This is a genomic window from Streptomyces lasiicapitis, assembly GCF_014646335.1.
Lineage (GTDB): Bacteria > Actinomycetota > Actinomycetes > Streptomycetales > Streptomycetaceae > Streptomyces > Streptomyces lasiicapitis.
Genome location: NZ_BMNG01000004.1, coordinates 520302 through 545631, shown reverse-complemented (window position 1 = coordinate 545631; position 25330 = coordinate 520302). Strand labels below are relative to the sequence as shown.

Sequence of the window (25330 nt, the reverse complement as noted above, 5' to 3'; positions counted from 1 at the left end):
GCGGCGGGAGACACGGGCCGGCGTCAGGCGTCGGGCGTCCGCGACACCTCGACGTTCTCCAGGACCCCGAGCGCGTCCGGGACCAGGACGGCCGCCGAGTAGTAGGTGCTGACCAGGTAGGAGATGACGGCCTGGTCGTTGATGCCCATGAACCGCACGTTGAGGCCCGGCTCGTACTCGTCGGGGATGCCGGTCTGGCGCAGCCCGACCACGCCCTCCGCGGCCTCGCCGGTGCGCATCGCCAGGATCGACGTGGTGCCGTCGTCGGAGACCCCGAGCTTGCCCAGCGGGTAGATCGGCACGCCCCGCCAGGCGGGCAGCCGGTGTCCTTCGACCTCGGCGTCGCCGAAGTAGATGCCCCGCTTGGTGCACTCACGGCCGAAGGCGGCGATCGCGCGCGGGTGCGCGAAGAACGCCTTGGTCTGGCGGCGCATGCTCAGGAGTTCGTCGAAGTCGTCGGGGGTGGGCGGCCCGGAGTGGGTGGAGACGCGCTGGCTGTGATCGGCGTTGTGCAGCAGGCCGAACTCGCGGTTGTTGACCAGCTCCCACTCCTGGCGCTCGCGCAGTGCCTCGATGGTCAGGCGCAGTTGCTGCTCGACCTGGTTCATCGGGTCGTTGTAGAGGTCGGCGACCCGGGTGTGCACCTTCAGGACCGTCTGGGCCACGCTCAACTCGTATTCGCGCGGCTGGAGTTCGTAGTCCACGAAGGTGCCGGGCAGCGTCGGTTCGCCCGCGTGCCCGGCCGCGAGGGCGACATCGGCCTCGCCGCGCTTGTTGTGCGGGCGGCCCGCCTCGTCCTCGCGGCGGCGTACGTGTGCGCGCAGCCGCTCGTGCCGGGCGGCAACCTCCTCGTACGCGGGCCTCGGCAGGGCGAGCACGGTGCAGGCGGTGACCGCGCGGGCCGTGAACGCCCACTCTCCGGTCTCGGACCCGACCGCCTCGCCGCCGAGGTACCCGCCGTCGGCGACCATGCCGAGCCGGGTCTCCTCGCCGTACTTGCCGGTGCCCACCTTCTGCACCTTGCCGTGCGCGATCAGAAAGACGTGGTCGGCGGGCTGCCCCGCCTGAGCTATCACCTCGCCGGGCTGGAACTCGCGCTGCTGGAACCGCTCGGCGAGCGCCCGCAGCGCCTCGGCCTCGTCGAAGCCGCGCAGCAGCGGCAGCTCGCCGAGCTCCGCGGGGACGACGCGGACGTCGGCGCCCTCCTGGACGAACGTCACCCGGCCGTCGCCGACCGCGCACACCAGGCGCCGGTTGACCCGGTACGTGCCGCCGCGCACCTCCACCCACGGCAGTGTCCGCAGCAGCCAGCGTGAGCTGACGCCCTGCATCTGCGGGACGGTCTTGGTGGTGGTCGCCAGATTCCGCGCGGCCGCGATGCCGAGGCTCAACTGCGCCTGGCCCGCGCTCGGCTCCGGCGCGTTCTGCTGGTCCGGCATCGGTTCGGTGGTCATCCCGGGTCCCCTCCAACGGCGTTGAGACGCATGCGGCGCGTGAAGCCCCTGTTTCGGACGGGCCGCCAGGGGAGCTGCGCGCCGCAAGTGAAGCAACGGGCGCTGGAGGGGGTCGAGAGTGATCAGGCCGACACGGCGCGTTTACGTCACCGGCGCCGGGGCCTCGGTATGCGCTTCCCGCGCCGTGGGTCACCGCGGAGGGCGCGCCGCGTGGCCGCGACCCACCGACGCCGAGGACGGCGGGATTTCTTCGAACAGGGTTCGTACACCCCGGACGTCAGAACGGCCAGGTACGTCAGAACGGCTTGGTCGGCAGGTACTTGCCGTCGAGGGTGATGACGGCGCGCTCGCCGCCCTCGGGGTCGGCGACCTTCCGCACGTCGAGCTTGAAGTTGATCGCCGAGATGATCCCGTCGCCGAACTGCTCGTGGACCAGCGCCTTGAGGGTGGTGCCGTAGACCTGGAGCATCTCGTGGAAGCGGTAGATCGTCGGGTCGGTAGGTACGCCGCCGGGGAGCGAGCCGCGGGTGGGGATGGTCTGCAGCAGCCGCACCGCGCCCTCGTCCAGGTCGAGGAGCTCGGCGACGGCCTTCGCGGAGGCCTCGGGCAGGGCGTGCTGGCCGAGGACGGCCGCGGTGACGAAGGCGACGGACAGGCCCGCGGCGTCGGCTATCTGCTGCCAGGTCAGATCCCTGACGGTCTTGGCCTCGACCGCGGCGACGGCCAACTGCTGACGGGCGGTGGGGTCGAACTGGGCGTGCTGCATGAGAAACGGTTTCCTTTCGGGTGGGTGCCGTCCACGGGAACAACAGGAACAACAGGAAGTAGGGGACGGCAGGTCAGTGGGGGTGGTGTCAGGCCGCGAGGGCCGGGGCCGGACCGTCCGCTACGTCTGCGACATCTGCGACGTCAGCGACGGTGCCGGTACGGATGTCGAAGACCCAGCCGTGCAGCCGCACGCTCCCCTGGGCCAGGGCGCGCGCCACCGAGGGGTGGGTGGCCAGATTCGCGAGCTGCGCGGACACGTTCTCCCGCACCAGCACGTCGACGTCCCCTCCGGCCTCGGCGGCGGCCGCGCGGGCCCGGGAGGCGTCCGCGTACCGGAGCCAGCGGGCGACGGCCGGCGCACCGCTCAGGTCGTGGCCCTCGGCGAGAGCGGTCATGGCGCCGCAGGCCGAGTGCCCGCAGACGACGATGTCCCGCACCCCGAGGACGGCGACGGCGTACTCGATGCCGGCCGCCACCCCGTCGTCGTCGCCGGGGGCGTACGCGGGGACGAGGTTGCCGGCGGTGCGGACGACGAACAGCTCGCCGGGCTCGGTCTGGGTGATCAGCTCGGGCACGACGCGGGCGTCGGAGCAGCCGATGAACAGCGTGCCGGGCCGGTGGCTGGTGGCCAGGCGGGCGAAGAGCCCGGCCCGGTCGGGGAAGATCTCCCGCTGAAAGCGGTCGATTCCGTGGGCGAGATGACGCATGCCCCTGAACTCCCTTCGCTCGGTTCCGTCGGTCGGGGCCGACGCCATTTACTGTGCATGACCAGCACCTATAGCGTCCAAGACGTACTAGGACTGGCAGTCATCGATGACATCTATAGTTGTGGTCATGAAGCCGGAACTGCGTCATCTGCGCTATCTGCTCGCCGTCGCCGAGCACGCGAACTTCACCCGCGCCGCCGAGGAGCTGCGGATCTCACAGCCCACCCTGTCGCAGCAGATCAGGCAGCTGGAGAAGGCCCTGGGAGTCCAGCTCCTCGACCGCACCGGCCGCACCGTGCGCCTGACCGACGCCGGAGCCGCCTACGTCCCCTTCGCCCGGCGCGCGCTTGCCGACCTGGCGGCGGGCGAGCGGGCGGTGCTCGACGTGCACGACCTGTCCCGCGGCCACCTCCGGCTCGCCGTCACCCCCACGTTCACCGCCTACCTCACCGGCCCCCTCGTGGCCGCGTTCCACACCCGGCACCCCGGCATCACCCTCGACGTACGGGAGACGACGCAGGACCGCATCGAGGCCGACCTCCTGGCCGACAGGCTCGACCTCGGCATCGCCTTCGCGGGCACGCACCTGCCGGGCATCGAGGCCACGGACCTCTTCACCGAGACCCTCGGCCTCGTCACCGGCCCGCACCACCCCGCCACCGGCGCCTCCGGGCCCCTGCCCGTCGCCGACCTCCACGAGCACCGACTCGCCCTGCTCTCCGGCGACTTCGCCACCCGACGGCACGTGGACGCGTACTTCGCCGCACACGACGTACAACCCCGGATCGTGGTCGAGGCCAACTCCATCAACGCGCTCACCGAGATCGTCCGGCGCACCCCCCTGGCCACGGTCCTGCCCGACGCCCTCACCCGCGACCACCCCCACCTCCGCCCCGTCCCCCTCGACCCCGCACTCCCCGCGCGCACCGTCACCCTGCTGCGCCGCGCGAGCACCTATCGGAGCGCGGCGGCCCACGCATTCGCCGACCAGGCAGCACAGTGGGAGTGACGGCTCGGCCACCCGCCGATGACACCTCGTACGAGACCCTTGCCAGCGGCCATGAAACCTTGAATTACTGACCCCGACACAAGATCGGCCGAATGATCGGTCGCCCGGCACGGACGGGGGTACTCCAGATGGCGCGCACACCGGCACTGCTGGACGCGGCGGAGCGGCTCGGCCGCGCGGAGCTGGCGGAGCTGCAGCTGGAACGGCTCCAGGACACCTTGCTGCACGCCTACGAGAACGTGCCCTTCTACCGGGCGGCGTTCGACGCGGCGGGGCTCGGACCCGACGACTGCCACTCGCTCGGCGACCTCGCCCGGTTCCCGTTCACGACGAAGGCGGACCTGCGGGCGAACTACCCGTTCGGGATGTTCGCCGTGGAGCAGTCGGAGCTGCGGCGGCTGCACGCCTCCAGCGGCACCACCGGACGCCCCACCGTCGTCGGCTACACCGAACAGGACCTCAACATGTGGTCGGACGTCGTGGCGCGGTCCATCCGCGCGGCGGGCGGACGGCCGGGTCACAAGGTCCATGTGGCGTACGGATACGGCCTGTTCACCGGTGGTCTCGGCGCGCACTACGGCGCCGAGCGGCTCGGCTGCACCGTGATCCCCGCCTCCGGCGGCATGACCGCGCGCCAGGTCCAGCTCATCATGGACTTCCGCCCGGAAATCATCATGATCACGCCCTCGTACATGCTGACCCTCCTGGAGGAGTTCGAGCGGCAGGGCATCGATCCGCGGTCGACTTCGCTGCAGGTCGGCATCTTCGGCGCGGAGCCGTGGACGGAGGAGATGCGGCGCGAGATCGAGGAGCGCTTCGCCATCGACGCCGTCGACATATACGGGCTCTCGGAGGTGATCGGCCCCGGAGTCGCCCAGGAGTGCGTGGAGACCAAGGACGGCCTGCACATCTGGGAGGACCACTTCTACCCCGAGGTCGTCGACCCGATCACGGGCGAGGCGCTGCCCGACGGCGAGCACGGCGAGCTGGTCTTCACCTCGCTCACCAAGGAGGCGCTGCCCGTCATCCGCTACCGCACCCGGGACCTGACGCGGCTCCTTCCCGGTACGGCACGGGTGTTCCGGCGGATGGAGAAGGTCACCGGGCGCAGCGACGACATGGTCATCCTGCGCGGCGTGAACCTCTTCCCCACCCAGATCGAGGAGATCGTCCTGCGCACCCCGGGGCTCGCCCCGCACTTCCAGTTGCGCCTCACCAAGCAGGGCCGCCTGGACACGCTCACCGTGCGCGTGGAGGCCCGCTCGGACACGCCGCCCGGACGGCGCGACACGGCCGCGCGGGAGATCGAGTCGGCGGTGAAGGACGGCATCGGCGTCTCGGTCGCCGTGGAGGTCGTGGACCCGGAGACCATCGAGCGGTCGGTGGGGAAGTTCAAGCGGATCGTGGATCTGCGGGGCGAGTAGGGCCTCGCGGCGGCGCGGGCGAGCGTCGGCGGGGAGGCGCGGGCCGAGGCTGGGTGTGCGGCACCCAGGAAGGAACCGCCCTGGTGGGGCGGGTGGCGGCGGGACAGTCTTGCGCCGGAGACACCGCACAGGGCCCCGGGACACGGGCCCCTTCACCCCCAAGGATTCCCATGCCCCACCCCGCCACCAAGGTCGTCCTCGTCACCGGCGCCAGCAGCGGCATCGGCGAGGCGGCCGCCCGCCGTCTCGCCGCCGACGGACACCGCGTCCACCTCGGCGCCCGCCGCACCGACCGCCTCAAGGCCCTCGCCGCCGAACTGGCCGCCGACGGCGCCGTGGCCACGTACCAGCGACTCGACGTCACCGACCCCGCGGACATGCGCGCGTTCGTCGAGGCGGCGCGTACCGAGCACGGCCGCGTCGACGTCCTCGTGAACAACGCCGGGGTGATGCCGCTGTCGCCCCTGGAGTCGCTGCGCGTCGACGAGTGGGACCGGATGATCGACGTCAACGTACGCGGTGTGCTGCACGGCATCGCCGCCGCGCTGCCCGTCATGCGGGCCCAGGGCGGCGGGCAGTTCGTGAACATCGCCTCGATCGGCGCGTACGCGGTGTCGCCCACGGCCGCCGTGTACTGCGCGACCAAGTACGCCGTCCGGGCGATCTCCGAGGGCCTGCGCCAGGAGTCCGGCGGCGACATCCGGGTCAGCCTCGTCTCCCCCGGCGTCACCGAGTCCGAACTGGCCGACACCATCACGGACCCCGAGGCCCGCGAGGCGATGCGTACGTACCGCGCCATCTCGATCCCGGCGGGCGCGATCGCCGACGCGATCGCCTTCGCCGTCGCCCAGCCGCCGGAGGTGGACGTCAACGAGATCGTCGTACGCCCCGCCGCCACCCGCTGACCACCCACGGAGGACCCGACATGCCCGAGGTATCCGAGGCGTCGGCCAGTTCCGCGGCGACCGGCAGCCCCATCCCGTACGACCAACTCCTCACCCGGCTACGCGAGTTGGAGGATCAGCAAGCCCTGCGCGCCCTGATGATCCGTGGCTGGCACGCCCTCGACCGCAAGGACTGGCAGACGTGGATCGACTGCTGGGCCGAGGACGCGGTGCTCGAATTCGCGCCGTGGGGCACGCTGCGCGGGCGGGACCTCATCCGCGCGCGGGTGACGGAGGCCGAGTCCGGGTACGCCGCGATGCAGCACCACATCCTCAACATGCACTTCGACGTCGAGGGTGACCACGCGCGCGGCATCGGCTACATGTGGTTCGTGGCCGTGCCGCACGCGGAGCGGCCGGACGATCACTACGCCATGGGCGGTCCGTACGCATGGACGTACGCGCGGGGCGCCGAGGGCTGGCGGCTGACCGGGCAGCGCCTCGGGGTCGCCTGGACGGGCGGGCAGGACACGGCGGGAGCGTTCACTCCGGAGGGCGCGTAGCCCCGGGCGTCAGCCGTCGCTGAACCGGTCCCGCAGCTCCCTCTTGAGGATCTTTCCGCTGGCGTTGCGCGGCAGCGCGTCCACGAACACGACGCGCTTGGGTGCCTTGAAGTGGGCGAGTTCCTCCCGTGCGTGGGCGATGAGTTGGGGTTCGGTGACCTCTTCGTCGGCGTCTCCGTCGCGGACGACGACGGCGGTGACGGCCTCGATCCAGCGCGCGTCGGGCAGGCCGATCACCGCGACCTCGGCGACGCCCGGGTGGGTGTAGAGCGCGTCCTCGACCTGGCGTGAAGCGACAAGCACTCCACCGGAGTTGATGACGTCCTTGACCCGGTCGACGACGGTGAAGTAGCCCTCGGTGTCGCGCACGGCGAGGTCGCCGGAGCGGAACCAGCCGTCACGGAAGGCCTCCGCGGTCTCCTCCGGCTTGTCCCAGTACCCCTCGCACAACTGCGGTGAGCGGTACACCACTTCACCCTGTGTGCCGTCCGGCACCTCCTTCCCGGCCTCGTCCACGACCTTCGCCTCGACGAACAGGACGGGCCGCCCGCAGGAGTCCATGCGGCCCTCGTGCTCGTCGGGGCCGAGGACGGTGGCGAGCGGGCCGATCTCGCTCTGGCCGAAGCAGTTGTAGAAGGCGAGGCCGGGAAGGCGGGAGCGCAGCCGCTCCAGGACCGGCACCGGCATGATCGACGCACCGTAGTACGCCTTGCGCAGGGCGCTCAGGTCGCGGGTCGCGAATTCGGCGTGGTGCGACAGGCCGATCCACACCGTCGGCGGCGCGAACAGGCTGTCCGCGCGGCCGGCTTCCACCAGGTCGAAGATCCGTACGGCGTCCGGGGCGTCGAGGATCGTGTTCTCGGCGCCCACCGCCAGATACGGCAGCAGGAACACATGCATCTGGGCCGAGTGGTAGAGCGGCAGGGAGTGCAGCGGGCGGTCGGACTCCCGCAGGTCCAGGGCGTGCACGGCGCTCATGTACTCGTGGACCAGGGCCCGGTGGGTCATCATGGCGCCCTTGGGGAGGGCGGTCGTGCCGGAGGTGTAGAGGAGTTGGGCGAGGTCTTCGGCGTCCGGCGCGGGGCCGTCGTACGGGGCGGCGACCGCGAGGCGCGCGAGCAGTGAGTCGTCAGCGTCCCTGAGGGGCAGGACGGGCACGTCTTCGGGGAGCCGGCCCGCGATGTCGGGGTCCGCGAGGACGAGGGCGCTGCCCGACTGCTGGACGATGTAGGCGAGGTCGTCGCCGGTGAGGTTCTGGTTCACCGGCACATGGACGAGGCCCGCGCGGGCGCAGGCCAGGAAGCCGATGAGGTAGGCGTCGGAGTTGTGGGCGTAGGCGCCGACGCGGTCGCCACGGCCGAGGCCCGTCTCGCGCAGGACGGCGGCCGCGCGCGAGACGGCGTCGTCCAGTTCGGCGTACGTCCAGGCGCGGTCGCCGTGGCGCAGGGCGGTGCGGGCCGGATTCCGGCGCGCGCTGCGCCGCAGGACGCCGTCGACCGTGCTGCCGCGTACGCCGGTCGCGTTCGTACTCGCGCTGTCGCGTACGTGGGTCGCGTTCGTACTCGCACTGTCGCGTTCACCCGTGCTGCCGCGTTCACCCGTCATGGGCGTGATCCTGTGCGCGCCACCGGGTACTGGTCAAGGCCTCTGCGCGACGTACCTCGCAGCCCTCCGGAAGCACTCCGGACAGATCACATACCGCTTGGTACGCTCCAACAGCCACTGCTCTCACACCAGTTGGGAGACTCCATGCGCATCCGCACCAGACCTGTCGTGGCGTTCGGCGCCGCGCTCCTCACGGCCTCGGCCCTGCTGTCGCCCGTGGCGACGGCACGGGACGACTCCCGGCCGACGGGCGAACGGCCCTCCGGCGGCGGCCTGTCCGCCACGATCCGCTACACCGAGTACGGCGTGCCGCACATACGCGCCAAGGACTACGCGAACCTCGGCTTCGGCAACGGCTGGGCGCAGGCCGCCGACCAGGTGTGCACGCTCGCCGAGGGGTTCGTCACCGTACGCGGCGAGCGGTCGCGCCACTTCGGGGCGCAGGGTGACCCCGGGGGCGACCTGTCGTCCGCGTCCACGAATCTCGCGAGCGACCAGTACTTTCGCGGCGTACGCGACACCGGAACCGTGGAGAAGCTGCTGAAGCTGTCCGCCCCGCGTGGCATGAGCCGCGACGTCAAGGAGCTGATGCGCGGCTTCGCCGCGGGGTACAACGCGTGGCTGAAGCAGAATCGCGTCACCGATCCGGCGTGCGCGAAGGCCGACTGGGTGCGGCCGGTGTCCCTCCTGGACCAGGCCCGTCTCGGGTACGCCGTCGCGGTGCTCGGCGGTGAGGGACGTGCCATCAACGGCATCACGGCGGCGCAGCCGCCGGGCGCGCTCGGGTCGCGCCCGGGACCGGACGCGCAGCGCCGGGCGCCGGATCCGCGGAGGACCGCGGAGGCGGCGCGCGAGCTCTTCTCACCGACCGGCTCCGCCGCCGGCGCCAATGAAGGTGCTGACGAGAGCGCCGACATGGGCTCCAACGCCGTCGCCTTCAGCGGGAAGACCACGGCGAACGGCCGCGGTCTGCTGCTCGGCAACCCGCACTACCCCTGGCACGGCGGCCGCCGCTTCTGGCAGTCGCAGCAGACCGTCCCGGGCGAGCTGAACGTCTCGGGCAGCTCGCTCCTCGGCACCCCCATGGTCAACATCGGCTTCAACGGGCACGTGGCGTGGAGCCACACCGTCGCGACCGGCGTCCCCCTCAACCTGCACGAGCTGACCCTGGACCCGTCCGACCCGACGGCCTACCTCGTGGACGGCAAGCGCGAGCGCATGAAGAAGCGGACCGCGGGCCTCCTCGTGCCAGGACCGAACGCCTGAGGTCGGGACCATCGGCCCCTTCAGCCGCAGGCTCAAGGTGATGAGGCTCGGAGCACGCCCGCGTACCCCAAGACCACGGAGGTCTCCATGATGCGACCCGTCACCGCCGGTCTGGACGGCTCCCCCGAAAGCCTGGCCGCCGCAGAGTGGGCCGCTCGCGAGGCCCAGCGCCGTGGCCTCCCCCTGCGGCTGGTGCAGGCCTGGATCTGGCGTCAGCAGGACGTGCCCGTAGCGGAGGATCTGGACACCCAGAAGCGCTGGGCCCTGAGCGTCCTGGAGGAGGCCAAGGACCTGGTGTGCGACCGGCATCCGGGCCTGGCCGTCAACACACAGCTCGTCTCCGACACCGCCCCCGCCGTGCTGTTGGCCGAGTCGGAGGCAGCCGAAATGCTCGTGCTCGGTTCGAGCGGCCACGGAGCCGTCGCGGGATTCCTGTTGGGCTCCGTCGGGCAGCAGGTCCTGGCTCGGGCGAAGCGCCCAGTGATCATGGTGCGAACCGGCCATCGCCCACCCCAGGAGCACGGGGGCGATGAAGCGGCACATGGCAGCGGCAACGTAGTCATCGGCCTGCAGGAACTCGGTGAGGTTCCCGCACCGCTCCTCGAATTCGCTTTCAGCGCGGCCGCCGCCCGCGGGGCCAGCCTGCACGCGGTCCACGCGCCCGACCTGCCGCCGCTGTACGGATACGGGCCGGCCGTCGGGCGGCTGGCCGGGCAGGAAGGCGGGATCACCGGGCAGGCGGAGAAGGCGCTGGCGGACATCTTGCAGCCGTGGCGCGAGACGTACCCGAAGGTGCCTGTGACGCACACCGTCGAACTGTCGCACGCCTCTGGCGTCGTCGTCTCAGCCGCCGCCCGGGCCGCTCTGGTGGTGGTCGGCCGCAAGGTCCACCACCGCACCCTCGGGATGCGCATCGGACCGGTCACACACGCCGTGCTGCACCACGCCGCTGCCCCCGTGGCCGTCGTCCCGCACGACTGACGGCCTCCGGTACGCAACGCCAGAGGGACCGGATTCCGTCCGCGAGGGGGTCAGACGGCCCCGGCCCGGTGACCGTCCAGCACCTGCCGCACCGCGAGGGCACGACGGACAATGGACCCACGGCGCGTGAGCTCACTCGATGCACGAGCCGCGGCTCGTGCACGCGCACCGACCGGCGCTTGGCTGAGCCAGCCGTCGCCTTCTCGACGCCGCGAACAGCCTGTTCGGCACTCCTAGTCCGGTGGCCGAGCGCACCGGACGGCGAGCGACGTCAGCCCGGCCGTTCCCTCAGACACCGAAAGGAAGTGCACACCGCCATGGCTCAGTACGTGTACGAGTTCGCCGAGGGCAGCCGTGACATGGCCGATCTGCTCGGCGGCAAGGGTGCGAACCTGGCAGAGATGACCCGCATGGGCCTTCCCGTACCGCCGGGATTCACCGTCAGCACTGAGGCCTGCCGCGCCTTCCTTTCCACGGGAGCCGAGCCGGACGGCCTGGCCGACGAGATCGCCACACGGCTCAGCGCCCTGGAGCGGTCGGCCGGCCGGCGACTCGGGCAGCCGGATGATCCGCTGCTGCTCTCCGTCCGCTCCGGAGCACGCTTCTCCATGCCCGGCATGATGGAGACGATCCTCGACATCGGGCTCTCCGACGACTCCGTGCGAGGGCTGGCCAAGGCATCGGGGAGTGAGCGCTTCGCCTGGGACTCCTACCGTCGCCTCGTCCAGATGTTCGGCAGCACTGTGATGGGTGTCGATCCCGCGCTGTTCGAGGCGGCCCTCGCCCGCCTGAAGGAGTCCCTGCAGTGCACAGACGATCTGCAACTGGAGGCGCCGGACTTCGCCCGGCTCGTCGAGACCTACAAGAACCTGATCACCGGGGAGACCGGCGAGGACTTCCCGCAGGATCCCACCAAGCAACTGCACCGGTCGATCCGGGCCGTCTTCGAGTCCTGGAACGGCCAACGGGCGCGCCTGTACCGTCGGCGCGAGCACATACCCGACACGCTGGGCACCGCGGTCAACGTACAACGCATGGTCTTCGGCAACCTCGGCCGCGACTCCGGCAGCGGCGTTGCCTTCACCCGCGATCCGGCGACCGGGCGCCGGTGTCCCTACGGCGACTACCTGCCGAACGCGCAAGGCGAGGACGTCGTCGCGGGCATCCGCAACACCGTCCCACTGGCCGACCTGGAGCGCATCGACCCCACCTCGTACACCCAACTGAGCGACCACCTGAGGACCTTGGAAACCCATTACCTGGACCTGTGCGACATCGAGTTCACCATCGAGCGCGGCACCCTGTGGATGCTCCAGACCCGGGTGGGCAAACGCACCGCCGAGGCCGCGTTCGCCATCGCCGCCGAGCTGGCCGACGAAGGTCTGATCACCCAGGACGAGGCACTGGCGCGCGTCAGCGGCGACGACGCGGCCCGGCTGATGTTCCCGCGGTTCGACACCGCTGCCGTCGGAGACCCGCTGGCTCACGGCATTCCGGCCTCGCCGGGCGCTGCCGTCGGCGCCGCGGTGTTCGACTGCGCCGAGGCGGTCCGTCGCGCCGCTGCCGGGGAGAAGGTCGTCCTCGTACGGCAGGAGACCACCCCGGACGACCTGCCCGGAATGGTGGCGGCCCAGGCGGTGCTCACCAGCCGGGGCGGTAAGACGAGCCACGCGGCCGTGGTCGCCCGCGGCATGGGCAAGGTCTGTGTGTGCGGCGCCGAGGACCTCGTGATGGATCCGGCGGGGCGCCGCTGCACCACCGTGGGCGGCATCACCATCGAGGAGGGCATGGTCATCTCCGTCGACGGCTCCACCGGGACCGTGTATGCCGGGGCGGCGCCGCTGGTCGACTCCGTGGTCATGCGGTACTTCGAGACGGGCGAGCGCTCCGACGGGCTGGTCGACGCCGTTGCCCGTGCCCTCGACCGGGCCGACGGCGTACGGCGCCTGGGGGTCCGGGCGAACGCCGACACCCCCGAGGACGCCGCCCGCGCCCGCCGGTTCGGCGCCGAGGGAATCGGGCTCTGCCGCACCGAGCACATGTTCCTCGGCGACCGGAGGAAGCTGGTCGAGGCGATGATTCTCGCCCACACCGACGCCGACCGTGTACGGGCGCTCGACGCGCTCCTGCCTCTGCAGCGCAAAGACTTCGTCGGCATTCTGGAGGCGATGGACGGCCTGCCGGTCACCATCCGCCTGCTCGACCCGCCGCTGCACGAGTTCCTGCCCGACCGCACCGACCTGTCCGTCCGCATCGCCGCTGCCGAGGCCCGCGGCAACCCGCCCAGCGCCCACGACGCCGAACTGCTGGAAGCCGTGAACCGGATGCACGAGGAGAACCCGATGCTCGGCCTGCGCGGCGTGCGCCTCGGCCTGGTGGCACCGGGGCTGACCGCGATGCAGGCCCGGGCCCTCGCGGAAGCGATGGTGGAACGCAAGCGGGCGGGCGGCGACCCCCGGGCAGAAATCATGGTGCCGCTGATCGACACGGTCGAAGAACTGCGCCTGGTGCGCGAGGAAGTGGAGGAGACGCTCGCCGCTGTCTCCGAGGCTTCGGGCATGGCTGTCCACTGCCCGGTCGGCACGATGATCGAGCTGCCCAGGGCCGCCCTCACGGCGGGCCGGATCGCACAGGAGGCGGAGTTCTTCTCCTTCGGGACGAACGACCTCACCCAGACCACTTGGGGCTTCTCTCGCGACGACGTCGAGGCGGCGTTCTTCTCCGCCTACCTGGACAAGGGCATCTTCAAGGTGTCCCCGTTCGAGACGATCGATCCTGAGGGCGTGGGTCGACTCGTCCGGATCGCTGTCGCCGAAGGCCGTGCGGCGCGACCCGATCTCAAGATCGGGGTCTGCGGTGAACACGGCGGTGACCCCGCGTCGGTCCACTTCTTCCACGCCGCGGGCCTCGACTACGTCTCCTGCTCCCCGTTCCGGGTACCGGTGGCCCGCCTGGAAGCCGGACGAGCCGCTCTCACCGCCACGGAGACGTCCGACAGCAGGTGACAGACCCCAACCATCGTCGGTGCTCGCGACGGGCCGCGGTCCCGCACCGCGAGAGGGCCGCCCGGCCCCGGACACCGGTACCTCTCGGCCTCTGCCCGGTACCCAACGGCACCTGGGTCCATCACCGGCTCCACGCCACGCTCGTGATGGTGACGGCGTCGGCCCCGAGATGCCAGATGCCCAAGCCCCATGCTCCCCGGATGCAGCTCTCGACGACGGAGGCCCCCTCATGACCGCAAACCGCGAGCGCCGCAGCGCCACCCCGGCCGCCGACACGCCCACGGACACTGCTGTCGCGGTGGACCGGCTTGTGACGGCCGGGCTCAAGGCACTCGCCGACTACGAGTCCCTCACCCAGGAGCAGGTCGACCACATCGTGAACAAGGCCTCGGTCGCCGCACTGGACCAGCACACCGCACTGGCGCGCCTCGCGGTCGAGGAAACCGGGCGCGGTGTCTTCGAGGACAAGGCCGTCAAGAACATGTTCGCCTGCGAGCACGTCACGCACAGCATGGGCCCGATGAAGACTGTCGGGGAGATCGCCCGCGACGACCTCGAGGACATTGTCGAGATTGCGGAGCCGGTCGGCGTGGTGTGTGCGATCACCCCCGTCACCAATCCCACGTCCACCACCATCTTCAAGGCGCTCCTGGCTCTGAAGACCCGCAACCCGGTCGTCTTCGCCTTCCACCCCGCCGCCCAGCGGTGCAGCGCCGAGGCTGCCCGGATCGTACGCGACGCGGCCGTCGCCGCAGGCGCCCCGGAGCACTGCGTCCAGTGGATCGAGTCACCGTCCATCGAGGCGACCGACACCCTCATGCACCACCCGGGCGTTGCGCTGATCCTCGCTACCGGCGGCAACTCCATGGTCAAGGCCGCCTATTCTGCGGGCAAGCCCGCCCTGGGCGTGGGCGCGGGCAACGTTCCCGCGTACGTGCACAAGAGCGCGCAGCTGCCCCGGGCCGTCAACGACCTCGTGTTGTCGAAGGCGTTCGACAACGGCATGATCTGCGCTTCCGAACAGGCCGTCATCCTGGACGAGGAGATCTACGACGCGGCCCTGGCCGAGTTCCGCACCCTGCACGCCCATCTGGCCACTGCCGAGGAGAAGGTGAAGCTCGAGGCGTACCTCTTCCCCGTCGGCGCCTCGGGATCGGGCTGCGAATCCAAGGTCAACTCCGCGGCCGTCGGCCGGAGCCCGGCCTGGATCGCCCAGCAGGCAGGCTTCTCCGTGCCGGACGACACCTCGCTCATCCTGGTCGAGGCCGACCGGGTCGGACAGGAGGAGCCGCTCACGCGCGAAAAGCTCTGCCCGGTACTCACCGTGCTACGCGCCGGCTCGGAGCAGCAGGGCTTCGCCTTGGCCTCGGACATGGTCGCCTTCCACGGCCAGGGGCACAGCGCCGTCATCCACACCGGCGACCCGGCACTGGCGGAGGCCTACGGCGGGCGCCTGAAGACCGTGCGGATCATCGTGAACGCCCCCTCGTCGCAGGGCGCCATCGGCGGCATCTACAACAACCTTCTTCCCTCACTCACGCTGGGCTGCGGCTCGTGGGGCAGCACCTCGGTGTCCAACAACGTCTCCGCCGTCCAACTGCTGAACGTCAAGCGGCTCACCACGCGCCGCAACAACATGCAGTGGTTCAAGGTCCCGCCGAAGATCTACTTCGAGCCGCAGGCCATCCGCTACCTCGCCGACATGCCGGACGTCCACCGCGTCACCGTCGTCACCGACTCGACCATGACCCGCCTCGGCTTCGTCGACCGCGTCACACGTGTCCTGCAACGTCGCCGCGAGCCGGTCACCGTACAGGTCATCGACACCGTCCAACCGGAGCCGAGCATCGACTCGGTCCAGCACGGTGCCGGCCTCATGCGGGACTTCCGCCCCGACACCATCATCGCGCTGGGCGGCGGCTCACCCATGGACGCCGCCAAGGTGATGTGGCTGCTGTACGAACAGCCGGAGGTCGACTTCGCCGACATGCGGCACAAGTTCTCCGACATCCGCAAACGTGCCTTCCGCTTCCCCGTCCTCGGCGCGTGTGCCCGCCTGGTGTGCATACCCACCACCTCCGGCACCGGTGCCGAAGTCACGCCCTTCGCGGTGATCTCCGATCCGGCCACCGGCAAGAAGTACCCCTTGGCCGACTACGCCCTGACGCCCAGCGTGGCCATCGTCGACCCTCTCCTGACCACCCAGCTGCCCCCGGCGCTGGCTGCGGACAGTGGCTTCGACGCCCTGACCCACGCCATCGAGGCGTATGTGTCGGTGTACGCCAACGACTTCACCGACGGCCTGGCCCTGCACGCGATCCGGATGGTCTTCGAGAACATCGAGGCCGCGGTGAACGATCGGGCGGACCGGCCAGAGGCCCGGGAGAAGATGCACAACGCCGGCACCATCGCGGGGATGGCCTTCGGCAACGCCTTCCTCGGCATCGTCCACGCCATGTCCCACACGCTGGGAGCCACCTTCCACGTCGCGCACGGCCGCACCAACGCGATACTGCTGCCTCATGTCATCCGCTACAACGGAACTGTTCCCTCGAAGCTCACGGGCTGGCCGAAGTACGAGAACTACCGCGCGCCCGAACGCTTCCAAGATGTGGCCCGCACGCTCGGCCTGCCCACCGCCACTCCGCGGGACGGTGTGGAATCACTGGCCCGCGCCGTGGAACGCCTGCGCGACGCCGTGGGCATCGAGCCGTCGTTCCAGTCACTCGGCATCGACGAGCCCACGTTCCTGGACGCCCTCCCCCAGCAGACCCTCAACGCCTACGAGGACCAGTGCGCACCCGCCAACCCCCGCATGCCGATGCTCGACGACATGCAGGAAATGATGCGTGCGTCCTTCTACGGAACGGATGGCGGACCGCGACCGTAAGATCACGGCCGGTCCCGCGTACGGCCTCGTGCGCGTATCCGTTCCCACCTCTCTGGTGAAGTTGTCGCGCCCCGGGCCGAGGTGAAGTTGTCGCGCCCCGGGCCGATCGGAAAGCCTCCGGCTCAGTACGCCCACAAACCATGCCCCCGGAACTGCCGGCGCACCCGCTCGACGAGGTCGGGCCCAGGGCCGGGCGTGGCACGCAGCGGAAAGGGGATGCCGAGCGCTTCATACTTGTGGGCGCCGAGTTTGTGGAACGGCAGGACGTCGATGCGTTCGACGTTGCCGAGGCCGGCCAGGAAGGCGCCGAGGCCGTCGATGTGGGACGCGTCGTCGGTCCAGCCCGGGACCAGGACGTAGCGGATCCATACAGGGACACCGAGCCGGTCCAGGCGGGTGGCGAAGCGGAGGGTGGGGGCTAGTTCGCCTCCGGTCAGTTTGCGGTAGGCGGCGGTGTCGAAGGACTTGATGTCCAGGAGCATCAGGTCGGTGTCGGCGAGCAGGGCGTCGGCGGCGCGGGCTCCAAGGAAGCCGGAGGTGTCCAGGGCGGTGTGCAATCCTGCCGCCTTGCATTGGCGCAGCACGTCAGCGGTGAAGGCGGGCTGGAGCAGCGGCTCACCGCCCGTGAGGGTCACCCCTCCCCCGGCGGTGGTGACGAACGTGCCGTACTTGGCGATCTCCGTCATCACCTCGTCGGCGGTGACCGGGCGCCCGTCGCGCAGACGCCAGGTGTCGGGGTTGGCGCAGTACAGGCAGCGCAGCGGACAGCCGCTGACGAACAGCACGAACCGGGTGCCGGGGCCGTCCACACCGGTGGACACGTCCCAGGAGTGGATGCGCCCCGTCACCTGGTCGGTCGCGGTGTTCACAGCGCTCCGTGGAAGGTGCGGCTGATCACGTCGAGTTGCTGCTCGCGCGTCAGGCGGACGAAGTTGACGGCGTATCCGGAGACGCGGATGGTCAGGTCCGGGTAGTTCTCCGGGTGCTTCATGGCGTCTTCGAGTATGGCCCGGTCCAGGACGTTGACGTTCATGTGGAAGCCGCCGGAGACCATGTAGGCGTCGAGGACGCCGACGAGGTTGCCGGGCCGGTCGTCCGGGTGGTGGCCGAGGCCCTCGGGGGTAATCGTGGTGGTGAGTGAGATGCCGTCGCGCGCCTGCTCGTAGGGGATCTTCGCCACGGACAGGGCCGAGGCGACCACTCCGTGCCGGTCCCGTCCGTTCATCGGGTTGGCGCCGGGGGCGAAGGGCTGCCCGGTGCGGCGTCCGTCGGGGGTGTTGCCGGTGTGCTTGCCGTAGACGACGTTGGAGGTGATGGTCAGTACGGACTGGGTGTGTTCGGCGTTGCGGTAGGTGGGGTGCTTGCGCACCTTCGCCATGAACGACTCAACGAGGTCGACGGCGATGGCGTCCGCACGGTCGTCGTTGTTGCCGTAGGCCGGGTACTCGCCGTCGGTCTCGTAGTCGACGGCCAGTCCGGTCGCGTCGCGGATCACCTTCACCCGGGCGTACTTCACGGCGGACAGGCTGTCGACGGCCACCGAGAGCCCGGCGATCCCGCAGGCCATGAAGCGGTGCACCGGATGGTCGTGGAGTGCCATCTCGATGCGTTCGTAGGCGTACTTGTCGTGCATGTAGTGGATGACGTTGAGCGCGTCGACGTAGGTCTGTGCCAGCCAGTCGAGCATCCGGTCGTAGGCCGCGGACAGCTCTTCGTACTCCAGGTGCGCGCCGCTCAGCGCGGGCGCCTCGGGCGCGATCTGCTCGCCGGTCAGTTCGTCCCGGCCACCGTTGATCGCGTACAGCAGGGCCTTGGCGAGGTTGACGCGCGCTCCGAAGAACTGCATCTGCCGGCCCACCGCCATGGCCGACACGCAGCACGCGATGGCGGTGTCGTCGCCGGTGTGCGGCCGCGTCAGCTCGTCGGACTCGTACTGGACCGCGCTGGTGTCGACGGACACGCAGGCGCAGAACTCCTTGAAGCCGGAGGGCAGTCGGTGCGACCACAGCACGGTGAGGTTGGGCTCGGGCGCGGGGCCGAGGTTGTAGAGGGTCTGCAGGAAGCGGAAGGAGGTGCGGGTGACCAGCGGACGGCCGTCCGCACCGATGCCGCCGATGGACTCCGTCACCCAGGTCGGGTCGCCGGAGAACAGGGCATCGTACTCGGGTGTGCGCAGGAACCGTACGATCCGAAGCTTGATCACGAAGTCGTCGATGAGCTCCTGGGCGCGGCGCTCGTCGATGGTGCCCTCGTCCAAGTCCCGCTGGAGGTAGACGTCCAGGAAGGTCGAGGTACGGCCGAGTGACATCGCGGCGCCGTTCTGCTCCTTCACGGCGGCGAGGTAGCCGAAGTACAGCCATTGCACGGCCTCGTGCGCGGTGGCGGCGGGACCTGTGACGTCGCAGCCGTAGGCGGCCGCCATCTGGGCCAGCTCCTGCAACGCCCGGATCTGTTCGGCGAGTTCCTCCCGGTCCCGGATCACGTGTTCCGTGGACGGGCGGGCGTCCAGCAGGGCGTGCTCGGCACGCTTCGCTGCGATCAGCCTGTCCGTGCCGTACAGCGCGACGCGCCGGTAGTCGCCGATAATCCGGCCGCGGCCGTAGGCGTCCGGCAGGCCTGTGATGATTCCTGCCTTGCGGGCGGCCCGCATGGTGGGCGTGTAGGCGTCGAAGACACCGTCGTTGTGAGTCTTGCGGTAGGTACCGAAGACCTTGGTGACCAACGGGTCGGGCCGGTATCCGTAGGCCCGCAGACTGGATTCGACCATGCGCAGGCCGCCGTTCGGCATGATCGCGCGCTTCAGCGGGGCGTCGGTCTGCAGACCGACGATGAGCTCCCGGTCCCGGTCGATGTACCCGGGCACGTGCGCGGTGATGGTCGAGGGTGTGGCGGTGTCGACGTCCAGGATGCCTTTGCGCCGTTCCTCGGGGAACAGCGCGCTGACCTTCTCCCAGACGGTGCGCGTGCGGTCTGTCGGGCCCGCAAGGAAGGCCGCGTCGCCTTCGTACGGGGCGTAGTTGGCCTGGATGAAGTCACGCACGTCGACGTGCGCTCGCCACCGCTCGCCTGTGAAACCGCGCCACTCATCCCCGGGCGCCGCCACGTCTGTCGGAGCCACCGTCGTCATCGCTCGCCTCCGCATCGGGTCACATTGCCGTCCGCGGGGCCCACCGGCTCTCTCGAAGTGCCGTGGCCCCTACGGGTTCCATGCTCGTGCGCGCCGGAGGCCCGGGGCAGGGGCCGTGAGGAGGCTTGCATGGTGCCGTACGGCCTTGCTCCGGCTCTCCCCAGGGCCCGATGTGACCGTGCGGGCAGGGCCGTTCGGCCCCTTTCGCCGGATGCCCCGCGGTGGCGTCTTTGTCCTAGCCCCGCAGTACAGGGGACCACGTTCTCGGGGAGGGGCGAGGGTGCAGGTCTGGCCTGGGCGGGCGTACCCCCTGGGCGCCGCGTACGACGGCGCCGGCACGAATTTCGCGGTCTTCTCCGAGGCCGCCGACCGAGTGGAGCTGTGTCTGCTGCACGACGACGGCTCGGAGACCGCCGTCGAGCTGCGCGAGTCCGACGCGTTGGTACGCCATGCCTACCTGCCCGGCGTGACGCCGGGCCAGCGGTACGGCTTCCGCGTACATGGGCCTTGGGATCCGTTCCGAGGGACGTACTGCAATCCTGTGAAACTACTGCTCGACCCGTACGCCATGGCTGTTTCCGGGTCTTTGGACTGGCAACCGGCTCTGTTCGGTCACGAAGTGGGGTTCTCCCGATACCGCCGCAACGACCTGGACTCGGCGCCGCACATGATGACGTCCGTGGTGGTCAATCCGTACTTCGACTGGGGCGACGACCGCCCGCCGCGCACTCCGTACAACGAAACCGTCCTCTACGAAGCCCACGTCAAGGGCCTCACGATGCTGCACCCCGAGCTGCCCGACGAGCTACGGGGCACCTACGCGGCGCTCGCGCACCCCGCGGTCATCGAGCATCTGACGGAGCTGGGCGTCACGGCCCTGGAGCTGATGCCGGTCCACCAGTTCGTGAACGACCACCGGCTCGTCGACCTTGGCCTGAACAACTACTGGGGCTACAACACCATCGGCTTCTTCGCGCCCCACAACGCCTACGCCTCCTGGGGCGACCGGGGCGAGCAGGTCCTGGAGTTCAAGTCGGCGGTGCGGGCGCTGCACGCGGCCGACATCGAGGTGATCCTGGACGTGGTCTACAACCACACGGCCGAGGGCAACCACCTGGGCCCGACGCTGTCCTTCAGGGGCCTGGACAACGCCCAGTACTACCGCCTCACCCATGACGCACGCTATTACGCCGACCCCACAGGCGCGGGCAATACGCTGCTGATGCGTTCCCCGATGGTCCTCCAGCTGATCATGGACTCGCTGCGGTACTGGGTCACGGAGATGCATGTGGACGGTTTCCGCTTCGACCTCGCGGCGGCCCTCGCGCGGCAGTTCCACGAGGTGGACCGGCTCTCCTCGTTCTTCGACCTGGTGCAGCAGGACCCGGTGGTCAGCCAGGTGAAGCTGATCGCCGAGCCGTGGGACGTCGGCGAGGGCGGCTACCAGGTGGGCAACTTCCCGCCGCTATGGGCTGAATGGAACCGCGAATACCGCGACACGGTTCGGGACCTCTGGCACGGGAGAGGCCTCCATCCGGCCTCGCTGCCCGACCGACTGACCGGGTCGGCGGACATCTACCAGGATGACGGGCGGCGGCCGCTCGCGTCGATCAACTTCGTCACCTGCCACGACGGCTTCACGCTGCACGACCTGGTCGCGTACAACGACAAGCACAACGACGCCAACGGCGAGGACAACCAGGACGGCGAGAGCCACAACCGCTCCTGGAACTGCGGCGTCGAGGGCGAGAGCGACGACCCGGACGTCCTCGCGCTGCGCGCCCGGCAGATCCGCAACTTCGTCGCCACCCTGATGCTCTCCCAGGGCGTGCCGATGCTCAGCCACGGCGACGAGTTCGCGCGCACGCAGGGCGGCAACAACAACGCCTACTGCCAGGACAACGAACTGACTTGGATGGACTGGCGGCGGCGGGACGACGGTCTGCTGGAGTTCACGCGCGCGATGGTGTGGCTGCGCCGTAACCATCCGGTGTTCCGCAGGCGCCGGTTCTTCCACGGCCGCCCCGTCGAGGGCACGCACGACGAGCTGTCGGACATCTCCTGGTTCACGCCCGAGGGCGAGGAGATGACGGGCGAGGACTGGGGCGCGGCGCAGGCGCGCGCCCTGACGGTGTTCCTCAACGGCAACGCGATCTCCGAGCCCGGGGAGCGCGGCGAGCGGATCTCCGACGACTCGTTCCTGCTGATGTTCAACGCCTCCGCCGAGCCCCTCGACTTCGTGGTGCCGGTGAACCAGGGAACGCAGTGGCAGACGGTGGCCGACACTGCCCAAGAGGGCGGCGGGATACCGGCGCTTACTGGTCGGCAGGCGGAGGCAGGAGAGCGACTGACGCTGGTCGAGCACAGTCTCGTCATCCTACGACGCGCGGCGCAGTGACAGGTGGGATCCCGACGTGGCGCTGCCATTCGTCGTCGGTGAGGTCTCGGCCCGCCGCCTCGCGGGCCAGCGCTGCGAGGCGTGCCGCGTGGAGTGGAATCCGGACGACCCCCTCCGCGTGGTTGCGATGGCGCCCTTGGTAGACCAGATGGGCGCCATCGGCGCTGAAGGCGACATGATCCATGGGTGCCTCGGCGTCGCAACGGCGGTCCCCCGAGGTGAGGTCCCAAACAGCGACACAGCCTTCGGCCATCTGCACCGCGAGGGACAAGCCGTCCGGTGCGAAGTCGAGATCTTCGACGAACCCCGGTGAGGCGAGCGCCAGGACCTCGTCGCCGTCCGCCTGCGCCGACAGCACCCTGGTGACGCCGTCGTCGCAACTCGCGGCGACCTTGCTGCCCTGGCCGTCCACGGCCACGCAGGTCGCGGCAGTCGGCAGCATGACACGCCACATCTCCTCCACAGAGTCCGTGATCTGGTAGAAGTGCAGCTCACCCGCCTCCGTGCCCAGGCACAAGGCCGTCGCCGAGTCCGTGCAGGCGGCGATCACGGCCGGGGCGGCAAGAGGTACGTCAGCTCCGCTTCCCGCGGCGCCCCAGCACACCCGCACACGCCCCCGCGTGTCGATGAGCACGCTGGTGTTCTCGTCGCCCAGCGTCCAGTGGCGCGTCGCCCCAGGCGCAGTCGACCAGCGCCCGGGAGGCCCCTCCGCCCATTCGGGGAGACGGATCCTGTTGGCCGTTCGCCTCAAGGCACTCTCGTATCCGGCTCCCGATACGTGCTCAAGGTCGGTCCGCCCCATTCGGTGCAGGCAGGAACGCACGAGGAGATCCATGGGCGGATCGGTGGAGCGCTCCAGTGCCTCAACAGCAAGGAGCAAGGCGGCTGTCGCGTCGTCGGCGCGCTGCGCGGCCAAGGCGAGGTTGCGCGCCAGGGAGTCCTCGAAGAGGGTTCGGTACCTGCGCTCCTCGCGGTCTTGATACTCGCGGTTCGCGCTGATGAAGCGACGTTCCTCGACGGTGACGTCGGACGGGCGCTCCGCCAGCCAGCGCTCGGAGTCAGTGAGCAGGGGTCCGGTCAGCACGGCTGTCTCGTCGCCGGCGTCGCGTCGGCGCATGGCGTAGGCGAGCATGCGACGCCAGTTGCGGAAGGGTTCCTCTTCCTTGAGCCAGGACGCGAGTGTGCCCCAGGCGTTCAGCAGTGCCTCGTGGACCACCTCGACGGTTTCCTCGCCGTCGTCGCTGCGGTTCGTGGTCAACAGCCGCTCGTTGGCCAGTCGGATCGCGATGGACCACTCTGCGGGCCGGAGCTCCGAGCGGACGGCCACCCGGCGGACGCCCGGCTGGTCGGGCACTGTCAGGTGGTTGAGGAACAGCTGCCGTACGAGTGTGCGCTCCGCGGGAGCGAGGGCCGTCACGACGCCGTCGGCGTACTCGGCCAGCGCACCGTCGAGTCCGCCGATCTCCACCAACGCCTCGAAGGACAGCGTGTGCTGGCCTCGCTGCAAGGTCGACCACATCCGGTCCAGGGTGAACTCCAGCAGGGGGAGTGCGCCAGGGCGTCCTTCGACGAGCGAGGCCAACTGGTGCACCACTCGGCTGTGGAGGGTCATGCCGCGGAGTCCGGCAGGCCGCACGATCGCCGCGTTGAGCTCCTCGGGCTCCATGCCGCGCAGTGCCACCGCCGTCCGCCGCAACACCTCCCCGAACCGCCCGGGAAGTACGAAGAACCGGCCGAAGGCGTCCTCTCTGAGGGTCAGCACCGCCACAGTGTCGGATCGCTCGCACCCGGCCAGTTCCGCGAGCCCGTCGAGCAGTCCATGCGTAGCCGACGAGTCGTCCACAGTCTCCTCGAACTGGTCGATGACGAGCAGCAGCCGATCCGCGCCGGTCGCCGCCAGCAGCAGGTCTCCCGCCCCCGACAGGCCGATGGAGCCGATCCGGGCCTGCCATGCCTCCAACTCGGACAAAGGCACGTTCGCGGAAGACCCCGCGGCGCGGGCGAAACCCGCTGCCAAGGCCGTCTCCAGGCGCGGGCGGGGGCGGACGAGAACGAACCGCCAGTCGGTACGTCCGGCCTCCAGGCGCGGCACGAGACCGGCCTGCACCAGTGACGACTTGCCCGCGCCCGACGCGCCGACCACCGGTACGAGGCCGCAGGCGTCCACGGCCGAGACCAGTTCGTCGGTCATCGCGTCACGACCGAAGAAGAGGGGGGCATCATCACGGCCGAATGCCTCCAGCCCCTTGTACGGAGAGACGGGCAGCGGGGCGAAGGCCGCGGGCCATGCAGCCACCAGGCTGGTCACCGGGATCGCGTAGACGTCCGCGTCGTCACGCCTGGTCGCGACGGCCACCAGGATGCCCAGGACACGCTCCGTCCGTGGGTCGAGGACGGGCGTGCCGCTGTAGCGGGGCTGTGCCATGTGGGCACCATGGGCGCGCTGGTCGATCTGCTGCCTGAACTGCTTGACCAGGGGCCGCAGTTGAGCCGAGACCCAACCACCAGGGCGGCCCTCGACCGGCCCGAACAGCAGGACGTCCCCCTCCGTGCGGTCTTCGTGGGCCAAGGGCATGGGGGTCGCACCGATCGGCCGGGCCTCATCAACGAGCGTCAACCCCGCTACGTCGAGCCCGTCGAACGCGGTTCCCGGCCCTGCCCAGACGTCGACCCTGGCAAGGCGTTCCGGTGCCAGCGCGGCGAGCTGGGCCAGCAACGGAAATTCGAGCCGGACGACCTGCCCCGTGGCATCGTCGGCGCTGCGCGGTGGACGGCCGAGTGCCGCGTTGACAACGTGTGCGCAGGTGACGACGTGTTCCTCGTCCACGAGGACACCGTGTCCCACGATCCCGCCACCCGAAGAGCGGAAACGGACGACGGCCGCACCGGAGGCGACCATCACGTACGCGAGGGTTCGGCGGGCACTGGCGAGGACGCCCACTGCACGGTCACGGTGAAATGCACCTCCGCGGTCCCCTTGGCGAGAATGACCCCCGTCTCGCCTCCCAGCTTGAGCCCGAATTCGATCGACACCGCGTCCGGGCTGAACTCTTCCAGCGTCTTCGCCAGTCCGGTCAAGGCGGGGCGGAGGCTCTGCAGGCTCGACTCCAGGGTCCGGGACGCCTGCCCCACCGCACGTCCCGGCTCGGGAGAGGCCAGGACCACGGACTCCTCGGGGATGTCGGCGAGGTCCACCTCCGCGACCAGGAACTCCCCGGTGTCCAGCGGAATACGCACCAGCTCGGTCAT

Annotated in this window: 16 protein-coding genes and 1 pseudogene; 9 read left to right on the top strand and 8 right to left on the bottom strand. The window is 70.2% G+C overall.

What is annotated here, in order from left to right; translation table 11 throughout:
* Nucleotides 1-23 precede the first annotated feature (23 nt).
* From IEY91_RS11095 to IEY91_RS11085, 3 genes are all read right to left on the bottom strand, one after another.
* Nucleotides 24-1454, bottom strand: a complete 1431-nt coding sequence (locus tag IEY91_RS11095; protein ID WP_164327008.1) for a family 2B encapsulin nanocompartment shell protein — start codon at nucleotides 1452-1454, stop codon at nucleotides 24-26.
* A 295-nt stretch (nucleotides 1455-1749) separates the two neighbouring features.
* Nucleotides 1750-2220 (bottom strand): cyanase, encoded by a 471-nt coding sequence (gene cynS / locus IEY91_RS11090; RefSeq protein ID WP_164327007.1) that lies wholly within the window; start codon nucleotides 2218-2220, stop codon nucleotides 1750-1752.
* An 88-nt stretch (nucleotides 2221-2308) separates the two neighbouring features.
* Nucleotides 2309-2929, bottom strand: a complete 621-nt coding sequence (locus IEY91_RS11085; protein ID WP_189173789.1) for a carbonic anhydrase — start codon at nucleotides 2927-2929, stop codon at nucleotides 2309-2311.
* Between the two features lie 127 nt (nucleotides 2930-3056).
* On the opposite strand from IEY91_RS11085, the gene cynR reads away from it, so the two are divergent.
* The 4 genes from cynR (at nucleotide 3057) to IEY91_RS11065 (ending at nucleotide 6809) form a co-directional block, all read left to right on the top strand.
* Nucleotides 3057-3938: a transcriptional regulator CynR gene (gene cynR, locus IEY91_RS11080; RefSeq protein ID WP_189173788.1), complete on the top strand. Its 882-nt coding sequence runs from the start codon at nucleotides 3057-3059 to the stop codon at nucleotides 3936-3938.
* Nucleotides 3939-4066: 128 nt separating this feature from the next.
* Nucleotides 4067-5362, top strand: a complete 1296-nt coding sequence (paaK, locus tag IEY91_RS11075; RefSeq protein ID WP_189173787.1) for a phenylacetate--CoA ligase PaaK — start codon at nucleotides 4067-4069, stop codon at nucleotides 5360-5362.
* Nucleotides 5363-5532: 170 nt separating this feature from the next.
* Entirely contained in the window at nucleotides 5533-6267 is a 735-nt protein-coding gene (locus tag IEY91_RS11070; RefSeq protein ID WP_189173786.1) for an SDR family oxidoreductase, read from the top strand.
* 20 nt (nucleotides 6268-6287) lie between these two features.
* Nucleotides 6288-6809, top strand: coding sequence for a nuclear transport factor 2 family protein (locus IEY91_RS11065; RefSeq protein ID WP_164327002.1), 522 nt, complete (start codon nucleotides 6288-6290; stop codon nucleotides 6807-6809).
* A gap of 9 nt (nucleotides 6810-6818) precedes the next feature.
* On the opposite strand, the gene IEY91_RS11060 is transcribed toward IEY91_RS11065, so the two are convergent.
* Entirely contained in the window at nucleotides 6819-8414 is a 1596-nt protein-coding gene (locus IEY91_RS11060; RefSeq protein WP_229696860.1) for an acyl-CoA synthetase, read from the bottom strand.
* Between the two features lie 144 nt (nucleotides 8415-8558).
* Here IEY91_RS11060 and IEY91_RS11055 point away from each other — a divergent pair.
* The 4 genes and pseudogenes from IEY91_RS11055 to adhE form a co-directional block, all read left to right on the top strand.
* Nucleotides 8559-9647 (top strand): annotated as a pseudogene (locus IEY91_RS11055) (penicillin acylase family protein); the annotation flags it as partial.
* Between the two features lie 120 nt (nucleotides 9648-9767).
* Nucleotides 9768-10661 (top strand): universal stress protein, encoded by an 894-nt coding sequence (locus IEY91_RS11050; protein ID WP_164327000.1) that lies wholly within the window; start codon nucleotides 9768-9770, stop codon nucleotides 10659-10661.
* A gap of 317 nt (nucleotides 10662-10978) precedes the next feature.
* On the top strand, nucleotides 10979-13666 hold the full coding sequence (gene ppdK, locus IEY91_RS11045; protein ID WP_164326999.1) for a pyruvate, phosphate dikinase: 2688 nt from the start codon (nucleotides 10979-10981) through the stop codon (nucleotides 13664-13666).
* 229 nt (nucleotides 13667-13895) lie between these two features.
* Nucleotides 13896-16556, top strand: coding sequence for a bifunctional acetaldehyde-CoA/alcohol dehydrogenase (gene adhE / locus IEY91_RS11040; RefSeq protein ID WP_164326998.1), 2661 nt, complete (start codon nucleotides 13896-13898; stop codon nucleotides 16554-16556).
* A 122-nt stretch (nucleotides 16557-16678) separates the two neighbouring features.
* On the opposite strand, the gene pflA is transcribed toward adhE, so the two are convergent.
* Together pflA and pflB are read right to left on the bottom strand one after the other, a co-directional pair.
* Nucleotides 16679-17425 carry a pyruvate formate-lyase-activating protein gene (pflA, locus tag IEY91_RS11035; protein WP_189173784.1) on the bottom strand — a complete coding sequence of 249 codons (747 nt, stop codon included), beginning with the start codon at nucleotides 17423-17425 and terminating at the stop codon, nucleotides 16679-16681.
* Nucleotides 17422-19683: a formate C-acetyltransferase gene (gene pflB / locus IEY91_RS11030; RefSeq protein WP_164326997.1), complete on the bottom strand. Its 2262-nt coding sequence runs from the start codon at nucleotides 19681-19683 to the stop codon at nucleotides 17422-17424. The genes pflA and pflB overlap by 4 nt, the downstream gene beginning before the upstream one ends.
* 280 nt (nucleotides 19684-19963) lie before the next feature.
* Here pflB and glgX point away from each other — a divergent pair, with 280 nt between their 5' ends.
* Entirely contained in the window at nucleotides 19964-22081 is a 2118-nt protein-coding gene (glgX, locus tag IEY91_RS11025) for a glycogen debranching protein GlgX (protein ID WP_189173783.1), read from the top strand.
* Here the strand turns inward: glgX and IEY91_RS11020 are convergent.
* The gene (locus IEY91_RS11020) at nucleotides 22056-24980 is read right to left on the bottom strand and encodes an nSTAND1 domain-containing NTPase (protein ID WP_268240863.1); all 2925 of its coding nucleotides are present in this window, start codon (nucleotides 24978-24980) and stop codon (nucleotides 22056-22058) included. The two genes, glgX and IEY91_RS11020, sit on opposite strands and share 26 nt — an antisense overlap.
* Complete coding sequence (locus IEY91_RS11015; RefSeq protein ID WP_189173781.1) at nucleotides 24980-25330, bottom strand: CU044_2847 family protein; 351 nt, start codon at nucleotides 25328-25330, stop codon at nucleotides 24980-24982. Before IEY91_RS11015 ends, IEY91_RS11020 begins: the two co-directional genes overlap by 1 nt.

Excerpts from the sequence above, each read along its gene's own strand:
- IEY91_RS11095 (WP_164327008.1), bottom strand. The coding sequence starts at position 1,454 with ATGACCACCGAACCGATGCCGGACCAGCAGAACGCGCCGGAGCCGAGC.
- cynS (WP_164327007.1), bottom strand. The coding sequence starts at position 2,220 with ATGCAGCACGCCCAGTTCGACCCCACCGCCCGTCAGCAGTTGGCCGTC.
- IEY91_RS11085 (WP_189173789.1), bottom strand. The coding sequence starts at position 2,929 with ATGCGTCATCTCGCCCACGGAATCGACCGCTTTCAGCGGGAGATCTTC.
- cynR (WP_189173788.1), top strand. The coding sequence starts at position 3,057 with ATGAAGCCGGAACTGCGTCATCTGCGCTATCTGCTCGCCGTCGCCGAG.
- paaK (WP_189173787.1), top strand. The coding sequence starts at position 4,067 with ATGGCGCGCACACCGGCACTGCTGGACGCGGCGGAGCGGCTCGGCCGC.
- IEY91_RS11070 (WP_189173786.1), top strand. The coding sequence starts at position 5,533 with ATGCCCCACCCCGCCACCAAGGTCGTCCTCGTCACCGGCGCCAGCAGC.
- IEY91_RS11065 (WP_164327002.1), top strand. The coding sequence starts at position 6,288 with ATGCCCGAGGTATCCGAGGCGTCGGCCAGTTCCGCGGCGACCGGCAGC.
- IEY91_RS11060 (WP_229696860.1), bottom strand. The coding sequence starts at position 8,414 with ATGACGGGTGAACGCGGCAGCACGGGTGAACGCGACAGTGCGAGTACG.
- IEY91_RS11050 (WP_164327000.1), top strand. The coding sequence starts at position 9,768 with ATGATGCGACCCGTCACCGCCGGTCTGGACGGCTCCCCCGAAAGCCTG.
- ppdK (WP_164326999.1), top strand. The coding sequence starts at position 10,979 with ATGGCTCAGTACGTGTACGAGTTCGCCGAGGGCAGCCGTGACATGGCC.
- adhE (WP_164326998.1), top strand. The coding sequence starts at position 13,896 with ATGACCGCAAACCGCGAGCGCCGCAGCGCCACCCCGGCCGCCGACACG.
- pflB (WP_164326997.1), bottom strand. The coding sequence starts at position 19,683 with ATGACGACGGTGGCTCCGACAGACGTGGCGGCGCCCGGGGATGAGTGG.
- IEY91_RS11020 (WP_268240863.1), bottom strand. The coding sequence starts at position 24,980 with ATGGTCGCCTCCGGTGCGGCCGTCGTCCGTTTCCGCTCTTCGGGTGGC.
- IEY91_RS11015 (WP_189173781.1), bottom strand. The coding sequence starts at position 25,330 with ATGACCGAGCTGGTGCGTATTCCGCTGGACACCGGGGAGTTCCTGGTC.